The organism is Chryseobacterium ginsenosidimutans (assembly GCF_024807225.1).
Taxonomy (GTDB): domain Bacteria; phylum Bacteroidota; class Bacteroidia; order Flavobacteriales; family Weeksellaceae; genus Chryseobacterium; species Chryseobacterium ginsenosidimutans.
Map to the genome: position 1 here is coordinate 2,760,550 of NZ_JANUCO010000001.1, position 23,493 is coordinate 2,784,042.

Below are 23,493 nucleotides of genomic sequence, written 5' to 3' on the forward strand. Positions count from 1 at the left end.
TTTATCCCTTAACTGCGCAAATCTTCCAAAAACTGTTCCAAAGAATGAAGATCACTTATTAAAACCTCTCTTGCTTTAGCTCCGTTGAATCCGCCCACAATTCCGCTTGCTTCCAGCTGATCCATAATTCTTCCTGCTCTGTTGTATCCTAATTTTAATTGTCTCTGAAGCATCGAAGTAGAACCTTGCTGAGTTGAAACGATAATTCTTGCAGCATCTTCAAACAATGCGTCTTTTTCATTAGGATCAAAAGTTCCTACCGTGCTTGTAGCTTCCTCAGAAACGTATTCAGGAAGAAGGAATGCAGAGGCGTATCCTTTTTGTTCACCAATAAATTCTGCCAGTCTTTCTACTTCCGGAGTATCAACAAAAGCACATTGAAGTCTTAAAATTTCATTTCCGTTAAAATAAAGCATATCTCCTTTACCAATCAGCTGATCTGCACCTGTAGAATCTAGAATCGTTCTGGAATCCACACTTGAAATCACTCTAAAAGCCGCTCTCGCAGGGAAGTTGGCTTTAATCATACCCGTAATTACGTTTACGGAAGGTCTTTGAGTTGCAACAATTAAGTGAATTCCTACTGCTCTGGCCAACTGTGCCAATCTTGCAATCGGCATTTCAACTTCTTTTCCGGCTGTCATAATCAAATCTGCAAACTCGTCAACCACCAAAACGATGTAAGGCAAATAACGGTGTCCGTTTTCTGGATTTAATTTTCTTTCCTTGAATTTATTGTTGTATTCTTTCAGGTTTTTACAGAACGCATTTTTAAGCAAATCATATCTCTGATCCATTTCCACACAAAGAGAATTCAGCGTGTTGATTACTTTATTGGTATCAGTGATAATCGCGTCATCCGAATCCGGAAGTTTTGCCAGATAATGTCTTTCTATTTTTGAATATAATGAAAGTTCCACTTTTTTAGGATCTACCATGACAAACTTCAATTCACTTGGATGCTTTTTGTAAAGCAGGGAAGTAAGAATGGCATTAATACCGACCGATTTTCCCTGACCTGTCGCACCCGCCATCAATAAGTGAGGCATTTTTGACAAATCTGCCATGAACACTTCATTGGAAATCGTCTTCCCGAAAACCACCGGCAAATCCATATCCGTATTCTGGAATTTATGAGACGCAATCACAGAACGCATAGAAACCATCGTAGGATTTTTTCTCGGAACTTCAATACCGATTGTCCCTTTTCCTGGCATCGGTGCAATAATTCTGATTCCTAAAGCCGAAAGGTTCAAGGCAATATCATCCTGCAGTTTTTTAATTGCTGATACTCTGATTCCCGCTTCAGGAACGATTTCGTATAACGTAACTGTCGGTCCGATCGTAGCTTTAATTTCGGCAATTCCTACATTAAAGTTTTTCAGTAATCCTACAATTTTATTTTTATTTTCCTCTAATTCTTCCTTATTAATAGAAATTTCTTCATTTCCATAATCTTTTAAAAGCTCAACAGGAGGCATCTGGAATTTTGCCAAGTCTAATCTGTGATCATAAAGACCATGTTTTTCAATTAAATCTTTAGACTGTTTATCTGCATCATCAAGAATATCGATCACTGGAGCAACTTCAATATTGAATTTAATGTCTTCCTGAGTCGAAGTAGTTGTTGAAACTGCGGGTTTGATATCAAAAGCCTGTTCCGGACTTGAAGTCGGAATGCTTGGTTTTGTTTTAAGATCTAAATTAATTTCATTTGTAAAATCATTTTTACCTTCCTCAAAAGAAGTCTGATTCGGAGTAACAATTGCATTTAGATCCGAAGAAACCACAACTTCAGGAAATCCTTTCGGAACACTTACGGGTTCTGGTTTCTGTAAATTTCACTGTTGGTTTTTCAACAACTTCGGTTACTGTAATTTTTGATGGAGTTTCTTCAGGTTGTTCTGCTTCTTCAATTAATTCTTCATCGGCTTCAAAATTTTCATCAGAACTTGGCATCATAGATTTTACTTTTCCGATGGTACTTTCGTTGATGTCATTCAGTTTAGATTTAATGGAGCTCGGACGAAGATTGAATTCCAAAATGAAATACAAAAGAATACTTGCCGCCAAAACCAGCCAAAGACCAAGCCCTCCGATCAGCGCATGTAAAGAATCCATGATTTGATAGCCGTAAACACCGCTCAAAACACCGCCTTCTCCTCTTGTAAATGCCGCACCGAAGAAAATAGGAAGCCAGCAAATGAAAAACAAAGAGTGACCGACTGTTTTCCAAGGTTTGAAGGTTCTCTTTTTCAGAATAATTGTTCCGAAAACCAAAAATAAAAATGCGATTATAAATGAAGCGATACCGATACTTTCGAAAATAAAAATATTCCCAAGCCAGTCGCCAAGTTTACCAAAAAGATTAGAAGATTTTATACTTTTATCAAGCAATGTTCCTGCCTGACTTTGGTCTGCCTTCCAATTCATTAAATAGGAGACAAATGAAAAGGTAAGAACTATAGAGAAAAATATAAAAGTAAGCCCGAAAAATACTCGTTGCTTAGATAAAAATTTGCCTTTTTCAGACGCGTCCTGTTGTTTGTTTTGTGTGTTTTTATCCATAATATCAATGTGGCAAATTTAATATTTTTTCAACATTAAATAAATGCTTTTTTATTGAAAAGAAGTGTTAATTTTTCCCTAATTTTAAAGGAAATCAGTTTGTGTGATTTTAGTTTTGAATGATTAAAAATATTTAAAATAAAACAAATTTCAATTAAAAATATTCTATTTTATTTTGTTTCAGGTTTTAAAAATTTATTAGGTTGGTCTTTTTTGGGATATATTTTATTGTAATAGACAGTCTCAATCAGCAGAATAGCTTTTATGGATTTAAATGATGGGCAGATCTAATTTTAAATTTTTCTCAATAAAAATAAGCTTATTAAGAACGTTTCAAAATAGCATTTCTCGTCTGCAAAGTGATAAAAAACAGCTTTTTTTGGCTCTGTTATAGTTTATCATCCTTATTTTTGCATGTCAAGTAAATAAATCATGAAGAAGCTCCAGGATATTATTATCTCAACCAGAACAATGGCTGTATTGTTACTGGCATTCGCATTTTCGATGGCATATGCCACGTTTTTAGAAAATGATTACGGAACACCTACAGCAAAAGCTTTAATTTATGAAGCATGGTGGTTTGAACTGATTATGGTTCTGCTTATTCTTAATTTCATAGGAAATATCGGAAGATACAGACTTTGGAGACGAGAAAAATGGCCGGTTTTAGTTTTTCACCTTGCCTTTGTGTTGATTTTCATTGGTGGTGCGATCACACGATACGTCAGCTTTGAAGGTACAATGCACATCAGAGAAGGGGAAACGTCTAACGAAATCGTAACCGACAAAAATTTCTTTAAAATTCAGATCGAAGAAAAAGGGGATGTTCTTAATTATCAGGATGTACCTTATTTAATGTCTCCTTTGCACAAAGATTTCAGCGCAACGTATGATTTCCACGGCAAAGAAGTGAAAGTTTTCGCTAAAGATTATGTTCAGAGAAAAAAAGACAGCTTAGTTGCTGAACCAAACGGTGCAGAATATCTTCATTTGGTTTCTACAGGAAGCACGGGAAGACAGAATATCTACATCAAACCGGGTGAAACGAAGTCTATCAACGGTACTTTGGTTACGTTCAACAGAGCAATTGAAGGCGCTGTAGAATTCAGAAACGATGGCGGAAAATTAATGATAAAAACTCCTGTTGATGCGACATTTATGACGATGGCGACTCAGGCTACAGGAAATACAGTGAAAAACGAGTTCCAGCCTTTGGCTTTGAGAAGTTTATATTCAATTAACGAATTAAAATTAGTTGTTCCTGAAGGCCTTAAAAAAGGAAGGTTAATTGCTATTGAAGGTGATAGAAAGAAAGATCAGGCTGTTCCTGATGTGTTGACGGTAGAACTTCAAGGTCCAAAAACGAAGCAATTGGTAGATCTTTCCGTAGAAAAAGGAAATCCGAATGCTTACAAACAAGTAACGATGGATGGTTTAAATATCATGGTTGGTTTCGGTCCTAAAATTTACAACACGCCTTTCGCACTAAAATTGGAGGATTTCGTAATGGAAACGTATCCGGGAAGTTCATCTCCAAGTGCTTATGAAAGCCACATTAAGATTATCGACGGAGGAAAACAGACTCCTTTTAATATTTATATGAATCACGTTCTTAATCATGGAGGGTATCGTTTCTTCCAGTCAAGTTTTGATCCGGATAGAATGGGAACTGTACTTTCTGTAAACCACGATTATTGGGGAACTTTAATTTCTTATATCGGTTATACATTATTATTTGGAGGATTGTTCTTTGTCTTCTTTTGGAAAGGAACTCACTTCTGGAAATTAAATAAAATGTTGAAAGACGTTAACAAGAAAAGAGCGGTAAGTATTATTTTATTGTTTTTAAGTTTAGGCTTAAATGCTCAGAAAATTGAAACTCATGGAACGACAGACGGAAGCAGAGAGCACGTTCATGTAGAAGGTGAAGCTCACAATCATACGCCTGAAGCAACTCAGACTCAGCCGTCGCAACAGAATTCTCTGGCTGCACCTTTGACTAAAATGAGATCAATTTCTGCAGATGAAATTATTGCTAGAAATAAAATAAGTGCAGAACATGCAGATAAATTCGGATATCTTTTGGTTCAGAATTTTGAGGGAAGAATTGTTCCTATTAATACTGAAGCGTTAGATGTTTTAAGAAAACTATACAAAAAAGACGAGTTTAAAGGAACAGACGGGAAGTCTTTAACAGCCGATCAATGGTTCCTTTCTGTGAATACAGACACACCAAGCTGGACGATGGTTCCGATGATCAAAATCGGACCGAAAGGAGGTGATGAATTAAAGAAAAAAGCAAAAGCTGATGATGATGGGTACACTTCATTAATGAATCTTTTCCCAGCAGATGCAGACGGAAATTTAAGATACGTTCTTGAAAATGATTACAACACAGCTTTCCGTAAAAAGATTTCTGAACAGACAAATTATGACAAAGAAGTAATTTCTGTTAACGAAAGAGTTCAGATTTTTAATGAGTTTTTCAGCGGTCAGTTTATGAGAATTGTTCCTGTGAAAAATGACGCCAATCACACTTGGCATTCTTGGCTAGACCAAAAAATGGAGCCGGATATGGAGTCTCAACAAGTAATGGGACCTTATTTTGCAGAAGTTTTACAAGCTCAAAAATCAGGTGACTGGAGCAAAGCCGATGCTGAATTGGTGAAACTTTCAGATTATCAGCAAAAATGGGGGAAAGCGGTTGTTCCTACAAAATCTAAAGTTGATCTTGAGGTTTTCATGAACAAAGTGAACCTTAACTTCAAATTATTGATTTTCTACACGATAATCGGAGGATTACTATTGATTTTAGGTTTTGTTGAATTATTTAAGCCTAAGAAAATTCTGAGTAAAATTATTAAAGTAATTATTGTACTTGGAGTTGTAGGATATCTATTCCATTTCTTAGGATTGGTTGCAAGATGGTATATTTCCGGTCACGCACCGTGGAGTAACGGTTACGAAGCGATTATCTTTATCTCTTGGGTTGGTATTACAGCCGGATTGATTTTATATAGAAACTCAAACGCATTGATTCCTGCAGCAGGATTTATGGTGGCTGTAATTATGATGGGATTTGCACACGGAGGTTCAGCGCTTGATCCACAGATTACGCCGCTTGTTCCGGTGTTGAAATCGTATTGGTTGATCGTTCACGTGGCAATTATTACGTCGAGTTACGGGTTCTTTGCCCTTTCAATGATTATTGCGGTGCTAAGTTTGGTATTCTATATTATTTCAAATAAAGAAACGTACAAAATTCACCACGATACCACATTAAAGGAACTGGTAATTGTTTCTGAAATGTCTTTAACAATCGGTTTGTTTGCATTAACCGTAGGAAACTTCTTAGGAGGAATCTGGGCAAACGAATCTTGGGGAAGATACTGGAGCTGGGATCCAAAAGAAACTTGGGCATTCATTTCCATCATGGTTTACGCATTTGTATTGCACATGAGATTGGTTCCTGGATTAAGAAGCAAATGGGCATTCCACGTAGCAACAATGTTTGCATTCTGCTCGATGGTAATGACGTATTTCGGAGTAAATTATTACTTAAGCGGACTTCACTCTTACGCAGCAGGAGATCCGGTTCCGGTTCCGGCTTGGGTATACATCGGACTTGGAACAATGGCACTTTTAGCATCAGCTTCTTATTTTAAATTTAAAACTTTGAACAAGAAATAAATTTAAAATTTACACATAAACAGAATCCCTGAAATTAATTTTTCAGGGATTTTTTTTGTTTTAATTTTTAGCATTCAAGACAAAAGAAATTTAATAAAAAAAACTCATCATTTATAATCCATAATTCAAAACTTACTCATATCTTTATGATATCAAATTAATATCAAAATAAAAATTATATCATGGAAAAAGTTTTAAAACCAATGTCAGGCTATCTTGCCTTAGTTATTTGTTTAGTCTTGTTCATTGCATCTGTTTATTTGTTTATTACGGGAGCAGGAACTGAAAATATCACCAATATGGTGTTGGCTGGAATATGCTTTATTGCATTTTTCTTTTTTATTAAAGGCTTAATGATTATTCAGCCGAACCATTCAAGAGTCTTGAATTTCTTCGGAAGATATGTAGGAACGGTAAAAGACAACGGATTGTTCTTTATTAATCCTTTATATTCTTCACAAAAAATGTCGCTTCGTTCCGAAAACCTTCAGGGACAGACTTTGAAAGTAAACGACAAAATGGGAAATCCTATAGAAATCGCAGTCGTAATGGTCTGGAAAGTAGGAGATACCTACAAAGCAGCTTTTGATGTGGAGCGTTATTCAGATTTTGTAAAAATGCAGAGTGAAGCGGCGGTACGTCATTTGGCGATGAGTTTTCCTTATGACAATCTGGAAGACGACCATGCTCCGATTACATTGAGAGAAGGTGGTGACAAAATTAATTCAATCTTAGAACAGGAATTAACTGACCGTCTTTCAAAAGCGGGAATTACGATTCAGGAAGCGAGAATTTCACATTTGGCTTATGCCTCAGAAATTGCAGGAGCAATGCTTCAAAGACAACAGGCAACAGCAATTGTAGCGGCAAGAACCAAAATCGTAGAAGGAGCTGTCGGAATGGTAGATTTAGCCTTGAAAAAGCTTTCAGCAGAAAATATTGTTGAACTGGATGATGAAAGAAAAGCTGCAATGGTAAGCAATTTAATGGTGGTTCTTTGTGGCGAAAAAGCAGCACAACCTATCTTAAATGCCGGAACTTTGTATAATTAATAGAAGAATTATTAATTGAAAATTTTCCAGAAAGTTTGTTGTTCCGTAGGAAATTAAGCAAGGATTTGAGGAATCAAATAAACAGATTCTTCACTCGAATGACAAACAATATAAAATCTTTGCTGAGTGAAATCGCAGATTCGACGTAGTGAAACGCCTTTGCGAACTTAAAAACATAAGATTTATCAAAAAAAACTTAGCGCACTTTGCGTCAAAAAAACAAAAAGCATCAAGCAAGAAATCAGAAAAATAGAAAAAAATGGAATCAGAAAAAACTCAAAATCCTTCCGAAAACAAAGGCAAAAAATCTTTTGTCCTAAGGATTGATGAGTCTACTTACAAGCTGCTGGAAAAATGGGCAAATGACGAATTCCGAAGCGTGAATGGACAAATTGAGTATTTGCTACATCAAAAACTGACGGAAGCAGGAAGAAAGAAAAAAGAATAAATTGTATTCGTTGTTGTCATTTTGACGAAGGAGAAATCTATTTTAAACCAATATGTTTAATAGATTCTTCACTATATTTTGTTTCGTTCTGAATGACAAAACAATGACAAAATAAGTTTTAACCAAAACAAAAGCAGAGAAAATTTCCTCTGCTTTTGCTGTTTTTATATATCAATTAATTTAATCAAATATTCCTGTAAAGTAACCTGCAATAATGCTCCAGGCATTTTTTCCCAAGAAATAGATAAGAGTAGAAGAAATAATTCCTTTTACAGTAAAGAATATAATTCCGCCGATCCCGAATTTCTTTACCAGCCTTTTCCATCTTGGGTCTTTCTTTTCCTCAGCAATAGGTTCGTTTGTCGTCTTATTATTTTCCATTTCTGAAATTCAAATGATTACCCTGCAAAGATAAGCATGTTTATAATTAGTCCAAATAAAAAACACGTTAAAAAAATTAAAATTTTGCAGTTCACATAATATTTTTATCTTTAGAGGAAACGAAAAGTAGAATTTTTATGTCTAAAAAAGTAAAGGATTTTGGGATTGAAAAAACGCTCAAAAATCTAGGAATTAAAGATGAAAATAAAGGTACTTCTGTAGGCGGAAAATACTTTGCATCAGGAAAAATTATAGAAAGCTATTCTCCCGTAGATGGAAACCTGATTGCGAAAATAAAGACTTCCGACGAATCGGATTATGATAAGGTAATCCAGACGGCTCAGAAGGCATTTCAGGAATTCAGGGCTATTCCGGCGCCTAAAAGAGGGGAAATCGTAAGACAGTTAGGTCAGAAATTAAGGCAATATAAGGACGATTTAGGGAAACTTGTTTCTTATGAAATGGGTAAATCTTTACAGGAAGGATTGGGTGAAGTTCAGGAAATGATCGACATCTGTGACTTTGCAGTGGGAGTTTCAAGACAGCTTCACGGGTACACAATGCATTCGGAAAGACCTGGTCACAGAATGTACGAGCAATATCATCCGCTTGGAGTAGTGGGAATCATCACGGCATTCAACTTTCCGGTAGCGGTTTGGGCTTGGAATACGGCTTTAGCATGGATTTGCGGTAACGTTACGATCTGGAAACCATCAGAAAAAACACCTCTTTGTGCGATTGCTTGTCAAAATATCATGAATGAAGTAATCAAAGAAAACGATCTTCCTGAAGGAATTTCAAGTGTATTGGTTGCTGATCACGAAATCGGACAAAAATTAGTGGATGATAAAAGAGTTTCTCTGATTTCTTTCACAGGTTCAACAAGAGTCGGAAGAATGGTTTCTTCTAAAGTGGCTGAAAGATTCGGAAAATCTATCCTTGAATTAGGAGGAAACAACGCGATCATCATTTCGAAAGATGCAGACATCAATATGTCGATTATCGGAGCTGTTTTTGGCGCTGTAGGAACTGCAGGACAAAGATGTACTTCAACAAGAAGATTAATTATTCATGAAGATGTTTATGATGAAGTTAAAAACAGATTGATAAAAGCTTACGGACAATTAAAGATCGGAAATCCTTTAGATGAAAACAATCACGTTGGACCGCTTATTGACGTTGCTGCGGTTACTCAATACGAAGAATCTGTCAAAAAATGTAAAAAAGAAGGCGGAAAATTCATCGTGGAAGCTGAAGTATTAAAAGGAAAAGGATACGAATCTGGTTGCTACGTAAAACCTTGTATCGCTGAAGTTAAAAATTCTTATGAAATCGTTCAGCACGAGACTTTTGCGCCGATTTTATATTTAATTAAATACAAAACTCTGGAAGAAGCGATTGTTATTCAGAATGACGTTCCTCAAGGATTGTCGTCTGCAATCATGACGCAAAACTTAAGAGAAGCAGAATTATTCCTTTCTCATGCAGGTTCAGACTGTGGAATTGCCAATGTAAATATCGGAACTTCCGGTGCAGAAATCGGTGGTGCTTTCGGTGGTGAAAAAGAAACCGGAGGTGGTAGAGAATCTGGCTCAGATGTTTGGAAATACTATATGAGAAGACAAACAAATACCATTAACTATACAGCTCAACTTCCTTTAGCACAAGGAATTAAGTTTGACCTTTAAAATTATTAAAGATTAAAAGACTTGAGAATTTTTACTCTTAATTTTTAATCATAATTATCCCTAAGATTTTTATTTAATATGGAACAAACAATTGATATACAAGCAAATAAAGTTAAAGATACAATAGGTAAACACGTTCTTGCGGACGGTTTTGATTTCGTGATGGATATTGAAAAATCTCACGGATCTTGGCTTTATGACAAGCTTACAAATAGAGAATATTTAGATATGTTTTCGATGTTCGCTTCGGCGTCTATCGGTTACAATCACCCTTATTTGGTCGAAAAATCGGCTTGGTTAGGGAAAATGGCTGTCAACAAACCTACTTTGGCAGACATTTATTCTGAAGAATATGCACACTTTTTAGAAGTTTTCGAAAGAGTGGTTATTCCTGAAGAATTACAGTATGCTTTCTTTATTGAAGGCGGAACTTTAGGGGTTGAAAATGCCATGAAAGCATGTTTCGACTGGAAAACGCATAAAAATTTCCAGAAAGGTCTTGAAACAGAAGCGGGAATTTGTATTCACTTCAGACAGGCATTTCACGGAAGAAGCGGTTATACATTGAGTTTAACAAATACTTCTGACCCAAGAAAATATCAGTATTTCCCGATGTTTAACTGGCCAAGAATTCTGAATCCTAAATTACATTTCCCAATCACGGAAGAAAATTTAGAAGAAACCATTAAAAACGAAAGATTAGCTTTATTGAATATTGAAGAAGCAATCTTGATGAATCCTGATAAAGTGGCTTGTATCATTATTGAGCCGATTCAGGCTGAAGGTGGTGACAACCATTTCAGAGACGAGTTTTTATTAGGGTTGAGAAAAATCTGTGATAACAACGAAATTCTTTTGATTTTTGATGAAGTTCAGACAGGTATCGGAATTACAGGAAAAATGTGGGCTTTTGAACATTTTACAGCAAAACCGGATATTATTTCTTTTGGTAAAAAAGCGCAGGTTTGTGGTGTTTTAGCCAATAAAGAGAAGTTTGATGAAGTTCCGAATAATGTTTTCAGAGAAAGCTCAAGAATCAATTCTACGTTTGGAGGTAACTTTATCGATATGCTTCGTTTCCAATTGGTAATGGAAGTTATTGAAAAAGAAAATCTTGTAGAAAATGCAAGAATTGTAGGCGATTATCTATTGGAAGGCTTAAAAACTTTAGAACAGAAACATCCTGAAAAATTGTCAAATGCAAGAGGAAGAGGGTTGATGTGCGCTATTGATTTACCAACGAATGAAGAAAGAAATCACTTAAGAGATGAGCTTTTCAATGATGGTTTATTTATCTTATCATGTGGAGATCAGTCACTTCGATTCAGACCTCATTTGAACGTTACGAAGGAAGAAATTCAACTTGCTTTAGACAAAATTGAAAATAATATTAATAAAATTTAAAACTCAAAATTTGTAATTTTCAAAAAAACGTCATATATTTAGATACTCAAACGGGATCGAAATATGGAAAGAAGTACAAGAGTATCAGTTTTTGAAAGCGACAAATCAGCAGAAATCCAGCTAATTAAGTCAAAATTGGATGATGCACAAATAAAAAATTCAGTTGAAAATAGCTACCTTACTTTTACGACTACGCCTACAGCTACATCGTTAAAGTTAATGGTTAAGTTAGAAGATGAAAAAAAAGCATTCGACGTGATCGACGCTTATCTTCAACAAAATGAAAATTAAAAACAATTTCATAATTTTAAATTTTACTACTTCGAACCGAAAATTAATTTTAATTAGTTTTCGGTTTTTTTTAATTAAATTTTTAGCAATAATTTATTCTAAGATTTAAGAATTTTATTATTAGTTTTTAAATGTTTCGACAAGTTCAGCATAATCAATAGAGGTGGGCTTTAGCCCGCCTTCAGAAATAGAGACGTTCAATTTGACTTTAGTCAAAACTTAAATTCAAAATAATTCTTTAATCTTTTAATTAAAATTTTTCACAGCAATGAATTCAGAAATTAAACTAAGAAAGGCAGAAATTGAAGACAGAAATATGATCTGGAACATTTTGCAACAGGCAATCGAAAGAAGAAAACAAGACGGAAGCACGCAATGGCAACAAGGTTATCCTAATATGAATACGGTAGAAAGTGACATTGCAAAAGGATTCGGATATGTTCTTACAGTCGATGGTGAAATTGCAGTTTATACCGCTTTAATTTTGAATGATGAGCCGGCTTACAGCACGATTGAAGGAGCGTGGTTGAGCAACGGAGAATTTGTTGTGGTTCACAGAGTTGCTGTTGATGAAAAATTTGCAGGTCAGGGATTGGCGAAAAAATTGTTTGATCATATTGAATATTTTACTCGTGAACAGGGAATTCAGAGTGTGAAAGTAGACACCAATTATGATAATATGGCGATGCTAAAAATCTTGGAAAGTAAAGGATATTCTTATTGCGGAGAAGTTTTTCTTGCCGGCGGAATGAGAAAGGCATTTGAGAAGATTATAATTTAGGCAAAAGGTTAAATCTATTTCCATTGAATTTTTAAAACGCTATCTATTTATAAACTCTATTGAGTTTGTTCGTTTAGTTCTGAACTAATTTCTACTTTTGCTACAAATTAATATACAATGCATAAGAGTATAGAAATTGACGAAAAAATTTTTCAGGATGCCGTTAAATTCTATGGCACCATTTTCAACCTACCTCCATTAGCCTCAAAAATTTATGCTTATCTTCTTTTCGATTATGAAAAAGCAGGTATCACTTTTGATGAGTTTGTGGAAGTGCTTTCTGCGAGTAAGAGCTCGGTTTCTACAAGTATTTCTTTGTTGCTGAACGCACAGCTTATCGTAGATCATAACAAAATGGATGAACGAAGAAGATATTTTTTCATCAATGACGAATATAAAAGAATAAGATTTGAAAAAATAGTTCAGAAGATGAAAGACGAATTAAAACTACTAGATGACTTAGACAATTTTAAAAAAAATCAGGAAGATGGGTACGACGAAAAAATTGAAGCTTATAAAGCTCTTTTAAATAAAAACATAATAAATATTCAGCAATCTCTTAATAAACTATAAAATGAATAATAAGCTAGTTATACTTTCTATTGCAGGACTTTCTTTAGTTGCCTGCAAAAAAGAAGCTCCAAAGCAGGATGGTGCAAAACCATATCCTGTGGTAAATGTGGAGTCGAAAAATATAGTCGGCTATCAGACTTTCCCTGCTACAATCGAAGGTAGGGTAAACAATGATGTTCGTGCTAAAATACAGGGATATATCACTCAGGTTTTGGTAGATGAAGGGCAATACGTCACAAAAGGGCAACCTTTATTCCGTCTTGAAACCAATATTTTAACTGAAAATGCTGCCGCTTCCAAAGCCGGAATCGGTGCTGCAGAATCTAATATTGCGGCGGCTCAGGCTGCGGTAAACGCTGCGAATGTGGAAGTAAATAAACTGAAACCACTTGTTCAGAAAAATATCATCAGTAATGTTCAGTTGGAGACGGCGCAGGCAAATTTGGCTCAAGCTCAGGCTCAGTTACAACAAGCGAGAGCGGGCAAAAGTCAGGCGGTTGCTAATTATAAAGGAGTTGCAGCTAATATCGATTATTCTGTGATTCGTGCACCTATTTCCGGAGTTATCGGAAAACTTCCGCTAAAAGTAGGAAGTTTGGTTGGACCGACTGATCAGACTGCTTTAACGACAATTTCAGACACTTCTCAGTTATTCGCTTACTTTTCAATGAATGAAAAAGAATATTTTGACTTCCTTGAAAAATCTCCGGGTGCAACATTGCCTGAGAAAATTAAAAACCTTCCATTGGTTGAACTTCAACTGGCAAACGGAAGCATTTATTCTGAAAAAGGTAAAATTGAAGCCATTACAGGACAGATAGATAATACGACGGGTACGATTCAGTTTAGAGTAGGCTTTACAAATCCTCAGAAATTATTGAGTAACGGAAATAGTGGATCTATCAGATTACCAAAAACTTATGAAAATGTATTGGTAGTTCCTGAAAGTGCGACTTACGAACAGCAAGGTATTGTTTACGTTTATAAAGTAGAAAAAGATACTGCTAAAAATGTTGTTGTAACTGTAATCGACAGAATCGACAATTTAGCGCTTCTAAAATCTGGTGTAAACAAAGGCGAAATGATCGTAGCTGCAGGAATCGGAGGTTTAAAACCGGGAACTGCCGTGAAGCCGAAGAAAATCAAAATGGATAGTCTTGTTCAATCTATAAAACCGAAATTCTAAAATGATTAAAAATTTTATAAACAGACCGGTTTTATCCACCGTAATCTCAATCTTGATTGTGATTTTGGGGGTATTGGGATTGATCTCACTACCGGTCACACAGTATCCTGACATTGCGCCACCAACAGTAAGCGTTTCAGCGAACTATACAGGAGCCAATGCGGAAACTGTAATGAAGAGTGTGGTAGTACCTTTGGAAGAACAGATCAACGGGGTGGAAGGAATGGACTATATTACTTCATCTGCCGGAAATGACGGTTCTGCACAAATTCAGGTATTCTTTAAACAAGGAATTGATCCTGATATTGCTGCCGTAAACGTACAAAACCGTGTTACCAGAGCAACGCCGCTACTTCCAAGTGAGGTTACACGTTCTGGGGTTGTTACACAGAAACAGCAGACCAGTGCCTTGATGTATATGTCTTTCTATTCTGAAAATAAAGATCTGGATGATGTATATCTTCAAAACTTCCTGAATATCAATATTATTCCAAATTTAAAAAGGATTAATGGAGTAGGTGATGCCAACGTTTTCGGGGGTAAAAACTACTCAATGAGAGTTTGGTTGGATCCTTCAAAAATGGCAGCTTACGGGGTAACTCCTACAGATGTTACCAATGCCATCAACGATCAGAGTAGAGAAGCTGCGGCGGGTTCTATCGGACAAAACAGTGGTAGTTCTTTCGAATATATCATTAAATATGTTGGTAAATTCAATGACAAATCACAGTACGATAATATCATCATTAAATCTCTTGCAGACGGACAAAACTTAATGTTGAAAGACGTTGCTAAAGTAGAATTGGCAGGTCAGTCTTACACAGGAATCGGAGAAAATGGAAACAGCCCGTCAATTAGTATGGGGATTTTCCAGACACCGGGTTCTAATGCACAGGAGATCATTAAAAATATTAAAACATATCTAAAATCAGCGGAAGGAAGTTTTCCTAAAGGTGTAAAATATACATTCAACTTTGATACCAACGAATTCTTGGATGCATCGATTGATAAGGTTGTTCATACCTTAATTGAAGCGTTTATCTTGGTATTTATCGTTGTATATATTTTCTTGCAGGATTTCAGATCTACGTTGATTCCGGCAATTGCGGTTCCGGTTTCGATTGTGGGTACGTTTTTCTTCCTGAATTTATTTGGATATTCATTAAACTTATTAACGCTATTCGCCTTAGTTCTTGCAATTGGTATCGTTGTGGATGACGCGATTGTCGTCGTCGAGGCCGTTCACGCCAAGATGGAGAACGGTATTTCTGATGCTAAAAAAGCAACGGTAGAAGCGATGGACGAAATTACAGGAGCGATTATCTCAATTACGTTGGTAATGGCATCTGTATTTATTCCGGTAACATTTATTACGGGTCCTACAGGCGTTTTCTACCAACAGTTTGGTATTACGTTGATTATTGCGATTATCATTTCTGCGATTAACGCATTGACATTGAGTCCGGTTTTATGTTCATTATTCTTAAAACCTCACGATGAACATCATACAGAATACAAGAATTTAAATATTCTTAAAAAGTTTTTTTATAAGTTTAATATTGCTTTTAAAACTGCGACAGAACGTTACGGAAGAGGATTTGTATTCTTATTGAGACACAAATGGGTTACCTTAATCATCTTTGCAGTTACAGGATGTATCTTATATTGGGCAAGTACAACCATGAAAAAAGGTTTCGTACCAACGGAAGACAGAGGGATTATCTTTACAGACGTTCAACTTCCTCCGGGAGCTTCAATGGAAAGAACTTACAATGCGTTGAAAACTCTTCAGGCAAACGCTTTAAAAGTTCCGGGAGTACAAAACGTTACTATTTCTACAGGTAGAGGCTTCTTATCTGGAAACGGGAGTAACAATGGTTTAGCTTTTATTAAATTAAAACCATTCGACGAAAGGAAAAAAGGGGGACAGACTTCTGAAGATATCACTAAAAAATTATTCGGGATTTCCGGAGCAGTTCCTGATGCGAAAATTGTATTTTTCCAACCGCCGAGTGTACCAGGTTTTGGTAACAGTGCCGGTTTTGAGATGGTACTTTTGGATAAATCAGGTGGTGAATATGCAGATTTAGACAATAAAATGAATGAATTTATCGGGAAACTGATGGAAAGACCCGAAATCGAGTTTGCCCAGAGTTCATTCAATACAAAATATCCTCAGTACGAAATGCAGATCAACGTTCCATTGGCAAAACAAATGGGAGTTTCTGTGAGCGATATCTTGGCAACAATGCAAGGATACATCGGAGGTATTTATACTGCTGACTTTACGAAATACGGTAAACAGTTCAGGGTAATGGTTCAGGCTCTTCCTGAAAACAGACAAAACATTAATAACCTTAATGAATTGTATGTGAAAACAGGTTCAGGAGTAATGTCACCAATTTCTCAGTTTGTTACTTTAAATAAGGCATACGGACCTCAATCTGTAAGCCGTTACAACTTGTTTACTTCGGTGAAAATCACAGGTGCAAACAAAGCAGGATATAGTTCCGGAGATGCGATTACAGCGGTTCAGCAGGTTGCTCAGGAAACACTGAATCAAAACTACGATGTAGAGTTTACGGGGTTAACAAGAGAAGAATTAAATTCAGGATCTCAGACATTGTTGATCTTTGGGTTAAGTTTAATTTTCGTTTACTTCATCCTTTCTGCTCAGTACGAAAGTTACATTCTTCCTTTGGTGGTGGTAATTTCTCTTCCTCTTGGGGTAATGGGAGCTTATTTCGGACAAAAAATCATGGGCTTGGAAAACAATATTTATTTCCAGATCGCCCTGATTATGTTGGTCGGATTATTAGCGAAAAATGCCATTTTGATAGTTGAATTTGCTGTGCAGAGAAGACATCACGGTGAAACCATTGTAATGTCTGCCATCAACGCTGCAAAAGCGAGATTAAGACCAATCTTGATGACATCATTTGCCTTCATCTTCGGTTTAATGCCGTTGGTTTTGGCAAGCGGAATCGGTGCGGTTGGTAACAGATCAATTGCAACAGGTGCAGCAATCGGATTATTGATAGGTACAATTTTAGGACTTTTCGTAATTCCTGTTTTGTATGTAATTTTCGAATATTTACAGGAGAAAGTGAAACCTATCAAGCCAAAAGAAATCAATCTAGCAGAATAAATTTAATTAGATAAGTTGGAGGTTAGATAGTAGAAATTATTTTTAAATCTAACTTCTAACCTCTAGTTTCTAACTTCTATTATAACATGAAGAGTATTTTAAACATCATAAAAGGAATAACATTTTCAGTCGCAGTTTCTTGCAGCCGTATCATCATGTATGGCGAGAAAAGAATATCACAGACCGGATAATGTTGTAGACGAGAAGCTGTTCCGTACAGATATGCTTCCTACCGACAGTACCAATATCGCGAACGTTTCATGGAAAGAAATTTTCACAGATCCTATACTTCAGGGGCATATTTCAAAGGCGCTGGAAAATAATCTGGATATAAGAATCGCTTTACAGAGCATTACTTCTGCAGAAGCTTATTTGAAGCAAAGTAAGGCAGCGTACCAACCAACGGTAACGGTTGGTCCCGGTTACACTTTCCAGACACAGTCTTTGAATACGCAGACCGGACAATTATTCGGAGAAAGACGTTACATCAACCAGCTTGATATTACAGCAAGCGTTGGTTTTGAAGCTGATATTTGGGGGAAATTAAAAGCTCAGGAAAAAGCTCAGTTGGCAACTTATTTAGGAACTGTTGCAGCTCATAAAGCCGTAAAAAGTGATTTAATCGCTTCTATTGCTTCTGCCTATTATCAATTATTGACTTTTGATGAGCAGAAGAAAATTATCACAGAAACGATTGAAGTTCGTGAGAAAAATTTAGAAGCAACAAAAGCTTTAAAAATTGCGGGAACAGTAACGGAAGTTGCCGTTCAGCAAAGTGAAGCTTTGGTTTATAATGCAAAATCTTTATTAATCGACATCGATACTCAGATCCAGTCACTGGAAAATACAATGAGTTTATTGATGGGAGAACCTTCTCATTCGATTGAAAGATCAACATTAGAAAGCCAGAATATTCCGATTGATTTAAAATTAGGATATCCTGCTCAATTACTGGCAAATCGTCCTGATGTAATGAGAGCAGAATACAGCTTAATGAATGCTTTTGAGCTAACAAATTCTGCAAAAGCACAGTTTTATCCTACTTTAAAAATCACAGGAAGCGGAGGAATCCAGTCGCTTGATATCGATCATTTGTTCAGTGTTAATTCATTGTTTGCAAGTGTTGTAGGAGGATTGGCTCAACCGATTTTGAACAAAAGAACGATCAAAACGAACTATGAAGTAAGCTTGGCAAATCAGGAAACAGCATATTTAAACTTCAGAAAAACGGTTCTTACAGCCGGGAAAGAGGTTTCAGATGCAATCAGAGTGTTCTCGGTTCAGGATCAGTATATAGAATTAAAACAAAAAGAACTTTTAAACTATAAAAATTCTGTTGACTACTCTCAGGAGTTGGTCAACTATGGTATGGCAAATTATCTTGAAGTATTGAATGCAAGCGTAAATTCTTTAAACGCAGAATTGAACATCGCCAATGCACAATACAGCAAAATGAAAGCAGCAGTAGAGCTTTATCAGGCTCTCGGAGGTGGTTGGAAATAAATTTTCAATATAAAGTTATCGTAAAAACGCATGTTAATTAATTTTAGCATGCGTTTTTTTTATAATTAAATTTAAATATCTCATTTATAGTTATTTAAATTAATTTTTAATAATTTTATTTGCATATATGTAGTTAACTACGTAGTTTTGTACGTAAATAAATAACAATGTTAGAAATTAGTACTGTAAACGACACCTATTCAAAATCAATTATAGATTTGATACTGAATATACAGCAAAAGGAATTTAATGTTCATATCACGATAGACGATCAGCCGGATCTTATGCAAATCGATGATTTTTATTTTGCGAATGGCGGAAGTTTTTGGGGAGCTTTTATCAATGGTGAACTTGTAGGAACAATAGCTTTGGTAAAGTTTGATGAAAATGCTGCTGCGATCAGAAAAATGTTTGTGAAAAAAGAATTTAGAGGAAAAGAGTATAATATCGCTCAGAAATTATTAGAAATCCTCATTTCTTACTGTCGAGAAAACGGAATAAAAGAAGTATATTTAGGGACAGTATCAATATTAAAAGCAGCATTGCGTTTTTATGAACGAAATCACTTTACTGTCATTAATAAAGAATTGCTTCCAGCTAAATTCCCAATAATGAATGCCGATAATGTATTTTGTTTTCTTGATTTAAAACCCAGCTTATGAATGTTATCAATGAATCAGGCGTTCTTGCATTGTCAACAAGATTGCAGCGACTTAGCGATCAGTTGCGTAAAGACGGAGCTTTAGTGTACAAAGAATTCGGAATCGATTTTGAGCCAAAATGGTTTCCGGTAATTTTCACATTACATCATAAAAAAACACTCAGCGTTGTAGAAATTGCTAATGAAATAGGGTATACGCATCCTTCGATCATCAGTCTTTTGAAGGAGCTTGAGAAACAACAAATGATTAAATCCAAAAAAGATAAATCCGACGAACGTAAACGTTTGATAGAATTGGCACCAAAAGGCATTGAGTTGGTAGAAAAAATGAAGCCGGTCTGGGAATTAATATCAAAAGTATTAGGAGAAATATCAGATAATGAGAATCATTTGCTGAAAGCGATTAATGAAGCCGAGGAAAAACTTGCCGGTCAGTCATTTCTGCAAAGAGCGTTGCAATTGAAAAACGCGCAATAGGATGATGCTGATAAATTGATAGTTAAATAATTTTCTTTTTGCTGTTTCATTCAAAGAAGCTTTTAAAAAATGATTATTATCTAGTTAATAAGGTAACTTCTTAAATAAAATTCAATAAAATATTTGTAAATGTAGTTTAAATACTTACTTTTGTACGGTTTCGGGAAATACGGATCTGAAAATGGGGGATTGGCGCAGTTGGCTAGCGCGTTTGACTGGCAGTCAAAAGGTCACGGGTTCGAATCCCGTATTCTCCACGAAATTTGTTTAAGTGATAAAACTACTTATAAAACTATGAAGAAAATATTTTTACTTTTAATGACTGCCTTTTTGTTCATCGGTTGTAGCAAAGACGAAGATACGATCTACGATTTCATCGGAACTTGGGCCGGAACTTATGACGGAAACGAAAAAGGAGACTGGAACATCGTCGTGGCAACTGACGGAAAAGTAACCGGAACAATGCATTCTGACCAGACTACTGAAAATTATTACATTTCAGGATATCTTAATGAGTCGGGAGAATTGAACGCAACAATCGGTTCACCTGCAGACGGAGAATTCAAAGGAACCTTAACAAGAGAGGACAAAAAAGGAACAGGAAGCTGGACAAACTCAGTTCCGACACCTATAAGAAACCGGAACCTGGAAAGGTGAAAAAACTTCAAAATAATAAGATTTTTACATCATAAAATAGAAGCTGTCCAATTTGGATGGCTTTTTTTATTTTAAAACTCTACTTTTCTCTCATAAACTCAATTAATTAAAATCATAATTTATCTATATTTGTAATTGGAGTAAAAATCAGAGAAATATGACGGACAGATTGTTTTACAAGAACCTAAGGATGAAAAATATACTCGTTTTACTGGTTGCATCAATAATTACAATTTCATGCGGAAGCTCAAAAAATGTGGGCACAAAGAAAAATACAGGTTCTAAAACAGTTGCAAAAACTGAAAATCTCAGAAAGCTCGATTCAAAATTCGACGGAAAAGTTTCAAAATCAATCGACAATATGTTGAAAGATGCTGAAAAATACATCGGAACTCCTTACAAATTCGGCGGAAATACGTCTTCAGGTTTCGACTGTTCCGGATTTACGGTAAAAGTTTTTGAGGAAAACGATTTTAAACTTCCAAGAAGATCATCTGATCAAGCCGAAGCTGGAGAAAAAATTGATATTAAAGAAGTAAAACCGGGAGATCTCTTATTTTTTGCAACAGCAGGAGGAAGCAGAGTTTCTCACGTCGGAATTGTTCATGACATTGGAACCGATGGCGAAGTGAAATTTATTCATGCTTCAACCTCAAAAGGCGTAATGATTTCTTCTTTAAACGAAAAATATTGGAACAATGCCTTTCTTCATGCACAAAGGGTTTTGTAGTATTTTAATATAAAAATTTACATAGAGTTTTTCATTCCGTAGAAATCTCGGCGAAGTTTTCTAAAATTAAAACTTAGATTCCTCAGGAATGACAAAACAACTGTTTTTATCAACGAAAATTTTAGAAATAAAAAATTAAAAATCAACTTTCACTAAAATATTAAAATCAGTTTAAACAAAATACTTTCAAAAGGTTTTGCTGAACTTTTTTGTATATTCGCGAATAATTTTAAACTAGAAAAATGTCGTTACAACAAACTATTGAAAATATCTGGGACAACAGAGAATTATTACAGAATGAAGACAGCCAAAAGGCAATTAGAGAGGTTATTTCTTTGGTTGACAAAGGGGAACTTCGTACAGCAGAGCCTACAGAAAACGGATGGCAGGTAAATGAATGGGTGAAAAAAGCTGTGGTAATGTATTTTCCGATCCAGAAAATGGAAACTATCGAGGTAGGTCCGTTTGAATTTCATGATAAAATGCCTTTGAAGAGAAATTATGCTGAAAAAGGGGTTAGAGTTGTGCCACATGCAATTGCAAGAGAAGGAGCTTACATTGCTCCGGGAGTTATTTTGATGCCTTCTTACGTAAATATTGGTGCTTATGTAGATTCAGGAACGATGGTTGATACTTGGGCGACGGTGGGAAGCTGTGCACAGATCGGTAAAAACGTTCACTTGAGTGGTGGTGTTGGAATCGGTGGTGTGTTAGAACCGCTTCAGGCTGCTCCGGTTATCATCGAGGATGATTGTTTCATCGGTTCAAGATGTATCGTTGTAGAAGGTGTTCGCGTAGAAAAAGAAGCAGTGTTGGGAGCAAATGTTGTATTGACGGCTTCTACTAAAATTATCGACGTTACAGGAGATACGCCAGTTGAAATTAAAGGTAGAGTTCCTGCCCGTTCAGTGGTGATTCCTGGAAGTTATACAAAACAGTATCCGGCTGGAGAATATCAGGTTCCATGTGCTTTGATCATCGGTCAGAGAAAAGAATCTACAGATAAGAAAACATCTTTGAATGATGCGTTGAGAGATAATAATGTTGCTGTTTAAGATGACTATTTTAAACTAATACTACTATTTTGAAAGATAAATTTCTTAAAATACTATTAAACCCTAAATATATATTTGGGGTTTATCTTATTATATCAATTGTTACGGCGATTTCGAAATATAATAGAGGAGCTTATGCGATTAATAATTATCTGATTTTCAAGAGTGTATTTTTTAATACCCTCCATCAGAAAAACTTATTTATTCACTATCCTGATCTTTTTTTTGACTTAAATCATTACGGCGTTTTTTTCAGCACTTTAATAGCTCCGTTTGCGTTAATGCCCGATTGGTTGGGGATTTCTCTTTGGAATATTGCCAATACCTTAATCTTCATTTACGGAATTTACAAACTCCCGTTTTCAGATTCAAAAAAGGCATTATTTGGACTGCTTTGTTTGCAGGAATATATTACGGCGGCTTTAAGTTTACAGTTTAATGTGGCTTTGACAGGGCTTTTATTATTATCCGCAACTTGTATTTACGAAAGAAAAGAAGTAAAATCCGTAACCGCTATTTTAATAGGAGTTTTTGTAAAAATCTACGGAATTGTAGGATTAACACAGTTTTTCTTCATTAAAAACAAAACAAAATTTATTCTTTCAGGATTAATTATCGCAGTTCTGTTTTTTGTTTTACCAATGACTTATTCAAGTCCGAAATTTGTGATTCAGTGTTATTCGGATTGGTTTCAATCAATAGTAGAAAAAAACAGTGAAAATCAGGTTCTTGGGAACATGCAGGATATTTCATTGATGGGTTTTTTCAGAAGAATTTTAGGGGATGCTTCGATTTCAAATCTGGTATTTTTAGCGGCAGGTTTACCTTTATTTGCAGCACCTTACATCAGAACTAAGCAATATAAAAACTACGCGTTTCAGTTAATGATTTTGGCTTCGACCTTACTGTTTTTGGTATTGTTCAGTTCAAGTTCAGAATCTCCGACGTATATCATTGCGGTTGTAGGAGTTTTGATCTGGTTTTTCCTTCAAAAAGAAAGATCACCATTGATTATTGGTTTACTCATTTTCGTAATTATTTTCACTTGTTTTTCGACTTCCGATTTATTTCCAAAATTTGTAAAAGAGAATTATATCAAAAAATATTCTTTAAAAGCTGTACCTTGCATTGTCATTTGGTTGAGGGTAACGTATGAACTTTTAACCAAAAATTTTGAAAAAGATTACAGCCTGAATTAAT

Annotated in this window: 20 protein-coding genes and 1 tRNA gene; 18 read left to right on the plus strand and 3 right to left on the minus strand. The window is 35.5% G+C overall.

Annotated features, from left to right (window positions below):
- Nucleotides 1–8 precede the first annotated feature (8 nt).
- Entirely contained in the window at nucleotides 9–1,790 is a 1,782-nt protein-coding gene (locus J3D55_RS12970) for a DNA translocase FtsK (RefSeq protein ID WP_259131676.1), read from the minus strand.
- Between the two features lie 4 nt (nucleotides 1,791–1,794).
- Nucleotides 1,795–2,568: a DNA translocase FtsK 4TM domain-containing protein gene (locus J3D55_RS22550; protein WP_259131678.1), complete on the minus strand. Its 774-nt coding sequence runs from the start codon at nucleotides 2,566–2,568 to the stop codon at nucleotides 1,795–1,797.
- Nucleotides 2,569–3,000: 432 nt separating this feature from the next.
- On the opposite strand from J3D55_RS22550, the gene J3D55_RS12980 reads away from it, so the two are divergent.
- From J3D55_RS12980 to J3D55_RS12990, 3 genes are all read left to right on the plus strand, one after another.
- On the plus strand, nucleotides 3,001–6,258 hold the full coding sequence (locus J3D55_RS12980; protein ID WP_259131680.1) for a cytochrome c biogenesis protein: 3,258 nt from the start codon (nucleotides 3,001–3,003) through the stop codon (nucleotides 6,256–6,258).
- A 182-nt stretch (nucleotides 6,259–6,440) separates the two neighbouring features.
- Nucleotides 6,441–7,310 carry an SPFH domain-containing protein gene (locus J3D55_RS12985; RefSeq protein WP_259131681.1) on the plus strand — a complete coding sequence of 290 codons (870 nt, stop codon included), beginning with the start codon at nucleotides 6,441–6,443 and terminating at the stop codon, nucleotides 7,308–7,310.
- A gap of 259 nt (nucleotides 7,311–7,569) precedes the next feature.
- Complete coding sequence (locus J3D55_RS12990; RefSeq protein WP_259131683.1) at nucleotides 7,570–7,758, plus strand: type II toxin-antitoxin system antitoxin; 189 nt, start codon at nucleotides 7,570–7,572, stop codon at nucleotides 7,756–7,758.
- A gap of 180 nt (nucleotides 7,759–7,938) precedes the next feature.
- Here J3D55_RS12990 and J3D55_RS12995 read toward each other — a convergent pair whose 3' ends face one another.
- Nucleotides 7,939–8,139: a hypothetical protein gene (locus J3D55_RS12995; RefSeq protein WP_259131685.1), complete on the minus strand. Its 201-nt coding sequence runs from the start codon at nucleotides 8,137–8,139 to the stop codon at nucleotides 7,939–7,941.
- A 137-nt stretch (nucleotides 8,140–8,276) separates the two neighbouring features.
- Here J3D55_RS12995 and amaB point away from each other — a divergent pair, with 137 nt between their 5' ends.
- From amaB to J3D55_RS13070, 15 genes are all read left to right on the plus strand, one after another.
- A complete protein-coding gene (gene amaB / locus J3D55_RS13000) occupies nucleotides 8,277–9,827 on the plus strand; it encodes an L-piperidine-6-carboxylate dehydrogenase (protein WP_259131686.1) in 1,551 nt (516 codons plus the stop codon).
- 78 nt (nucleotides 9,828–9,905) lie between these two features.
- The gene (lat, locus tag J3D55_RS13005) at nucleotides 9,906–11,231 is read left to right on the plus strand and encodes an L-lysine 6-transaminase (RefSeq protein WP_259131687.1); all 1,326 of its coding nucleotides are present in this window, start codon (nucleotides 9,906–9,908) and stop codon (nucleotides 11,229–11,231) included.
- Between the two features lie 63 nt (nucleotides 11,232–11,294).
- On the plus strand, nucleotides 11,295–11,522 hold the full coding sequence (locus tag J3D55_RS13010) for a DUF2007 domain-containing protein (RefSeq protein WP_259131689.1): 228 nt from the start codon (nucleotides 11,295–11,297) through the stop codon (nucleotides 11,520–11,522).
- Nucleotides 11,523–11,790: 268 nt separating this feature from the next.
- On the plus strand, nucleotides 11,791–12,303 hold the full coding sequence (locus J3D55_RS13015; protein ID WP_259131691.1) for a GNAT family N-acetyltransferase: 513 nt from the start codon (nucleotides 11,791–11,793) through the stop codon (nucleotides 12,301–12,303).
- Nucleotides 12,304–12,420: 117 nt separating this feature from the next.
- Nucleotides 12,421–12,876 carry a transcriptional regulator gene (locus tag J3D55_RS13020; protein WP_259131693.1) on the plus strand — a complete coding sequence of 152 codons (456 nt, stop codon included), beginning with the start codon at nucleotides 12,421–12,423 and terminating at the stop codon, nucleotides 12,874–12,876.
- Between the two features lies 1 nt (nucleotide 12,877).
- Nucleotides 12,878–14,062, plus strand: coding sequence for an efflux RND transporter periplasmic adaptor subunit (locus J3D55_RS13025; protein ID WP_259131695.1), 1,185 nt, complete (start codon nucleotides 12,878–12,880; stop codon nucleotides 14,060–14,062).
- Between the two features lies 1 nt (nucleotide 14,063).
- Nucleotides 14,064–17,210, plus strand: a complete 3,147-nt coding sequence (locus tag J3D55_RS13030) for an efflux RND transporter permease subunit (RefSeq protein ID WP_259131697.1) — start codon at nucleotides 14,064–14,066, stop codon at nucleotides 17,208–17,210.
- 159 nt (nucleotides 17,211–17,369) lie between these two features.
- The gene (locus J3D55_RS13035) at nucleotides 17,370–18,713 is read left to right on the plus strand and encodes an efflux transporter outer membrane subunit (RefSeq protein WP_259131699.1); all 1,344 of its coding nucleotides are present in this window, start codon (nucleotides 17,370–17,372) and stop codon (nucleotides 18,711–18,713) included.
- 167 nt (nucleotides 18,714–18,880) lie between these two features.
- The gene (locus J3D55_RS13040; protein WP_259131700.1) at nucleotides 18,881–19,375 is read left to right on the plus strand and encodes a GNAT family N-acetyltransferase; all 495 of its coding nucleotides are present in this window, start codon (nucleotides 18,881–18,883) and stop codon (nucleotides 19,373–19,375) included.
- Nucleotides 19,372–19,851 carry a MarR family winged helix-turn-helix transcriptional regulator gene (locus tag J3D55_RS13045; protein ID WP_259131702.1) on the plus strand — a complete coding sequence of 160 codons (480 nt, stop codon included), beginning with the start codon at nucleotides 19,372–19,374 and terminating at the stop codon, nucleotides 19,849–19,851. The genes J3D55_RS13040 and J3D55_RS13045 overlap by 4 nt, the downstream gene beginning before the upstream one ends.
- A 183-nt stretch (nucleotides 19,852–20,034) precedes the next feature.
- A tRNA-Ala gene (locus J3D55_RS13050) sits at nucleotides 20,035–20,108 on the plus strand.
- 37 nt (nucleotides 20,109–20,145) lie between these two features.
- Nucleotides 20,146–20,508, plus strand: coding sequence for a hypothetical protein (locus tag J3D55_RS13055; protein ID WP_259131703.1), 363 nt, complete (start codon nucleotides 20,146–20,148; stop codon nucleotides 20,506–20,508).
- 190 nt (nucleotides 20,509–20,698) lie between these two features.
- Nucleotides 20,699–21,238, plus strand: a complete 540-nt coding sequence (locus tag J3D55_RS13060; RefSeq protein WP_259131705.1) for a C40 family peptidase — start codon at nucleotides 20,699–20,701, stop codon at nucleotides 21,236–21,238.
- Nucleotides 21,239–21,480: 242 nt separating this feature from the next.
- Complete coding sequence (locus J3D55_RS13065; RefSeq protein WP_259131707.1) at nucleotides 21,481–22,293, plus strand: 2,3,4,5-tetrahydropyridine-2,6-dicarboxylate N-succinyltransferase; 813 nt, start codon at nucleotides 21,481–21,483, stop codon at nucleotides 22,291–22,293.
- A gap of 29 nt (nucleotides 22,294–22,322) precedes the next feature.
- Nucleotides 22,323–23,492 (plus strand): glycosyltransferase family 87 protein, encoded by a 1,170-nt coding sequence (locus J3D55_RS13070; RefSeq protein WP_259131709.1) that lies wholly within the window; start codon nucleotides 22,323–22,325, stop codon nucleotides 23,490–23,492.
- Nucleotide 23,493: the final 1 nt, after the last annotated feature.

Coding starts and splice junctions, on each gene's coding strand:
- lat (WP_259131687.1), top strand. CDS start 9,906: ATGGAACAAACAATTGATATACAAGCAAATAAAGTTAAAGATACAATA.
- J3D55_RS12980 (WP_259131680.1), top strand. CDS start 3,001: ATGAAGAAGCTCCAGGATATTATTATCTCAACCAGAACAATGGCTGTA.
- J3D55_RS13065 (WP_259131707.1), top strand. CDS start 21,481: ATGTCGTTACAACAAACTATTGAAAATATCTGGGACAACAGAGAATTA.
- J3D55_RS12985 (WP_259131681.1), top strand. CDS start 6,441: ATGGAAAAAGTTTTAAAACCAATGTCAGGCTATCTTGCCTTAGTTATT.
- amaB (WP_259131686.1), top strand. CDS start 8,277: ATGTCTAAAAAAGTAAAGGATTTTGGGATTGAAAAAACGCTCAAAAAT.
- J3D55_RS13060 (WP_259131705.1), top strand. CDS start 20,699: ATGAAAAATATACTCGTTTTACTGGTTGCATCAATAATTACAATTTCA.
- J3D55_RS12995 (WP_259131685.1), bottom strand. CDS start 8,139: ATGGAAAATAATAAGACGACAAACGAACCTATTGCTGAGGAAAAGAAA.
- J3D55_RS13035 (WP_259131699.1), top strand. CDS start 17,370: ATGGCGAGAAAAGAATATCACAGACCGGATAATGTTGTAGACGAGAAG.
- J3D55_RS13040 (WP_259131700.1), top strand. CDS start 18,881: ATGTTAGAAATTAGTACTGTAAACGACACCTATTCAAAATCAATTATA.
- J3D55_RS13030 (WP_259131697.1), top strand. CDS start 14,064: ATGATTAAAAATTTTATAAACAGACCGGTTTTATCCACCGTAATCTCA.
- J3D55_RS12990 (WP_259131683.1), top strand. CDS start 7,570: ATGGAATCAGAAAAAACTCAAAATCCTTCCGAAAACAAAGGCAAAAAA.
- J3D55_RS13025 (WP_259131695.1), top strand. CDS start 12,878: ATGAATAATAAGCTAGTTATACTTTCTATTGCAGGACTTTCTTTAGTT.
- J3D55_RS13020 (WP_259131693.1), top strand. CDS start 12,421: ATGCATAAGAGTATAGAAATTGACGAAAAAATTTTTCAGGATGCCGTT.
- J3D55_RS13010 (WP_259131689.1), top strand. CDS start 11,295: ATGGAAAGAAGTACAAGAGTATCAGTTTTTGAAAGCGACAAATCAGCA.
- J3D55_RS22550 (WP_259131678.1), bottom strand. CDS start 2,568: ATGGATAAAAACACACAAAACAAACAACAGGACGCGTCTGAAAAAGGC.
- J3D55_RS13055 (WP_259131703.1), top strand. CDS start 20,146: ATGAAGAAAATATTTTTACTTTTAATGACTGCCTTTTTGTTCATCGGT.
- J3D55_RS13045 (WP_259131702.1), top strand. CDS start 19,372: ATGAATGTTATCAATGAATCAGGCGTTCTTGCATTGTCAACAAGATTG.
- J3D55_RS13015 (WP_259131691.1), top strand. CDS start 11,791: ATGAATTCAGAAATTAAACTAAGAAAGGCAGAAATTGAAGACAGAAAT.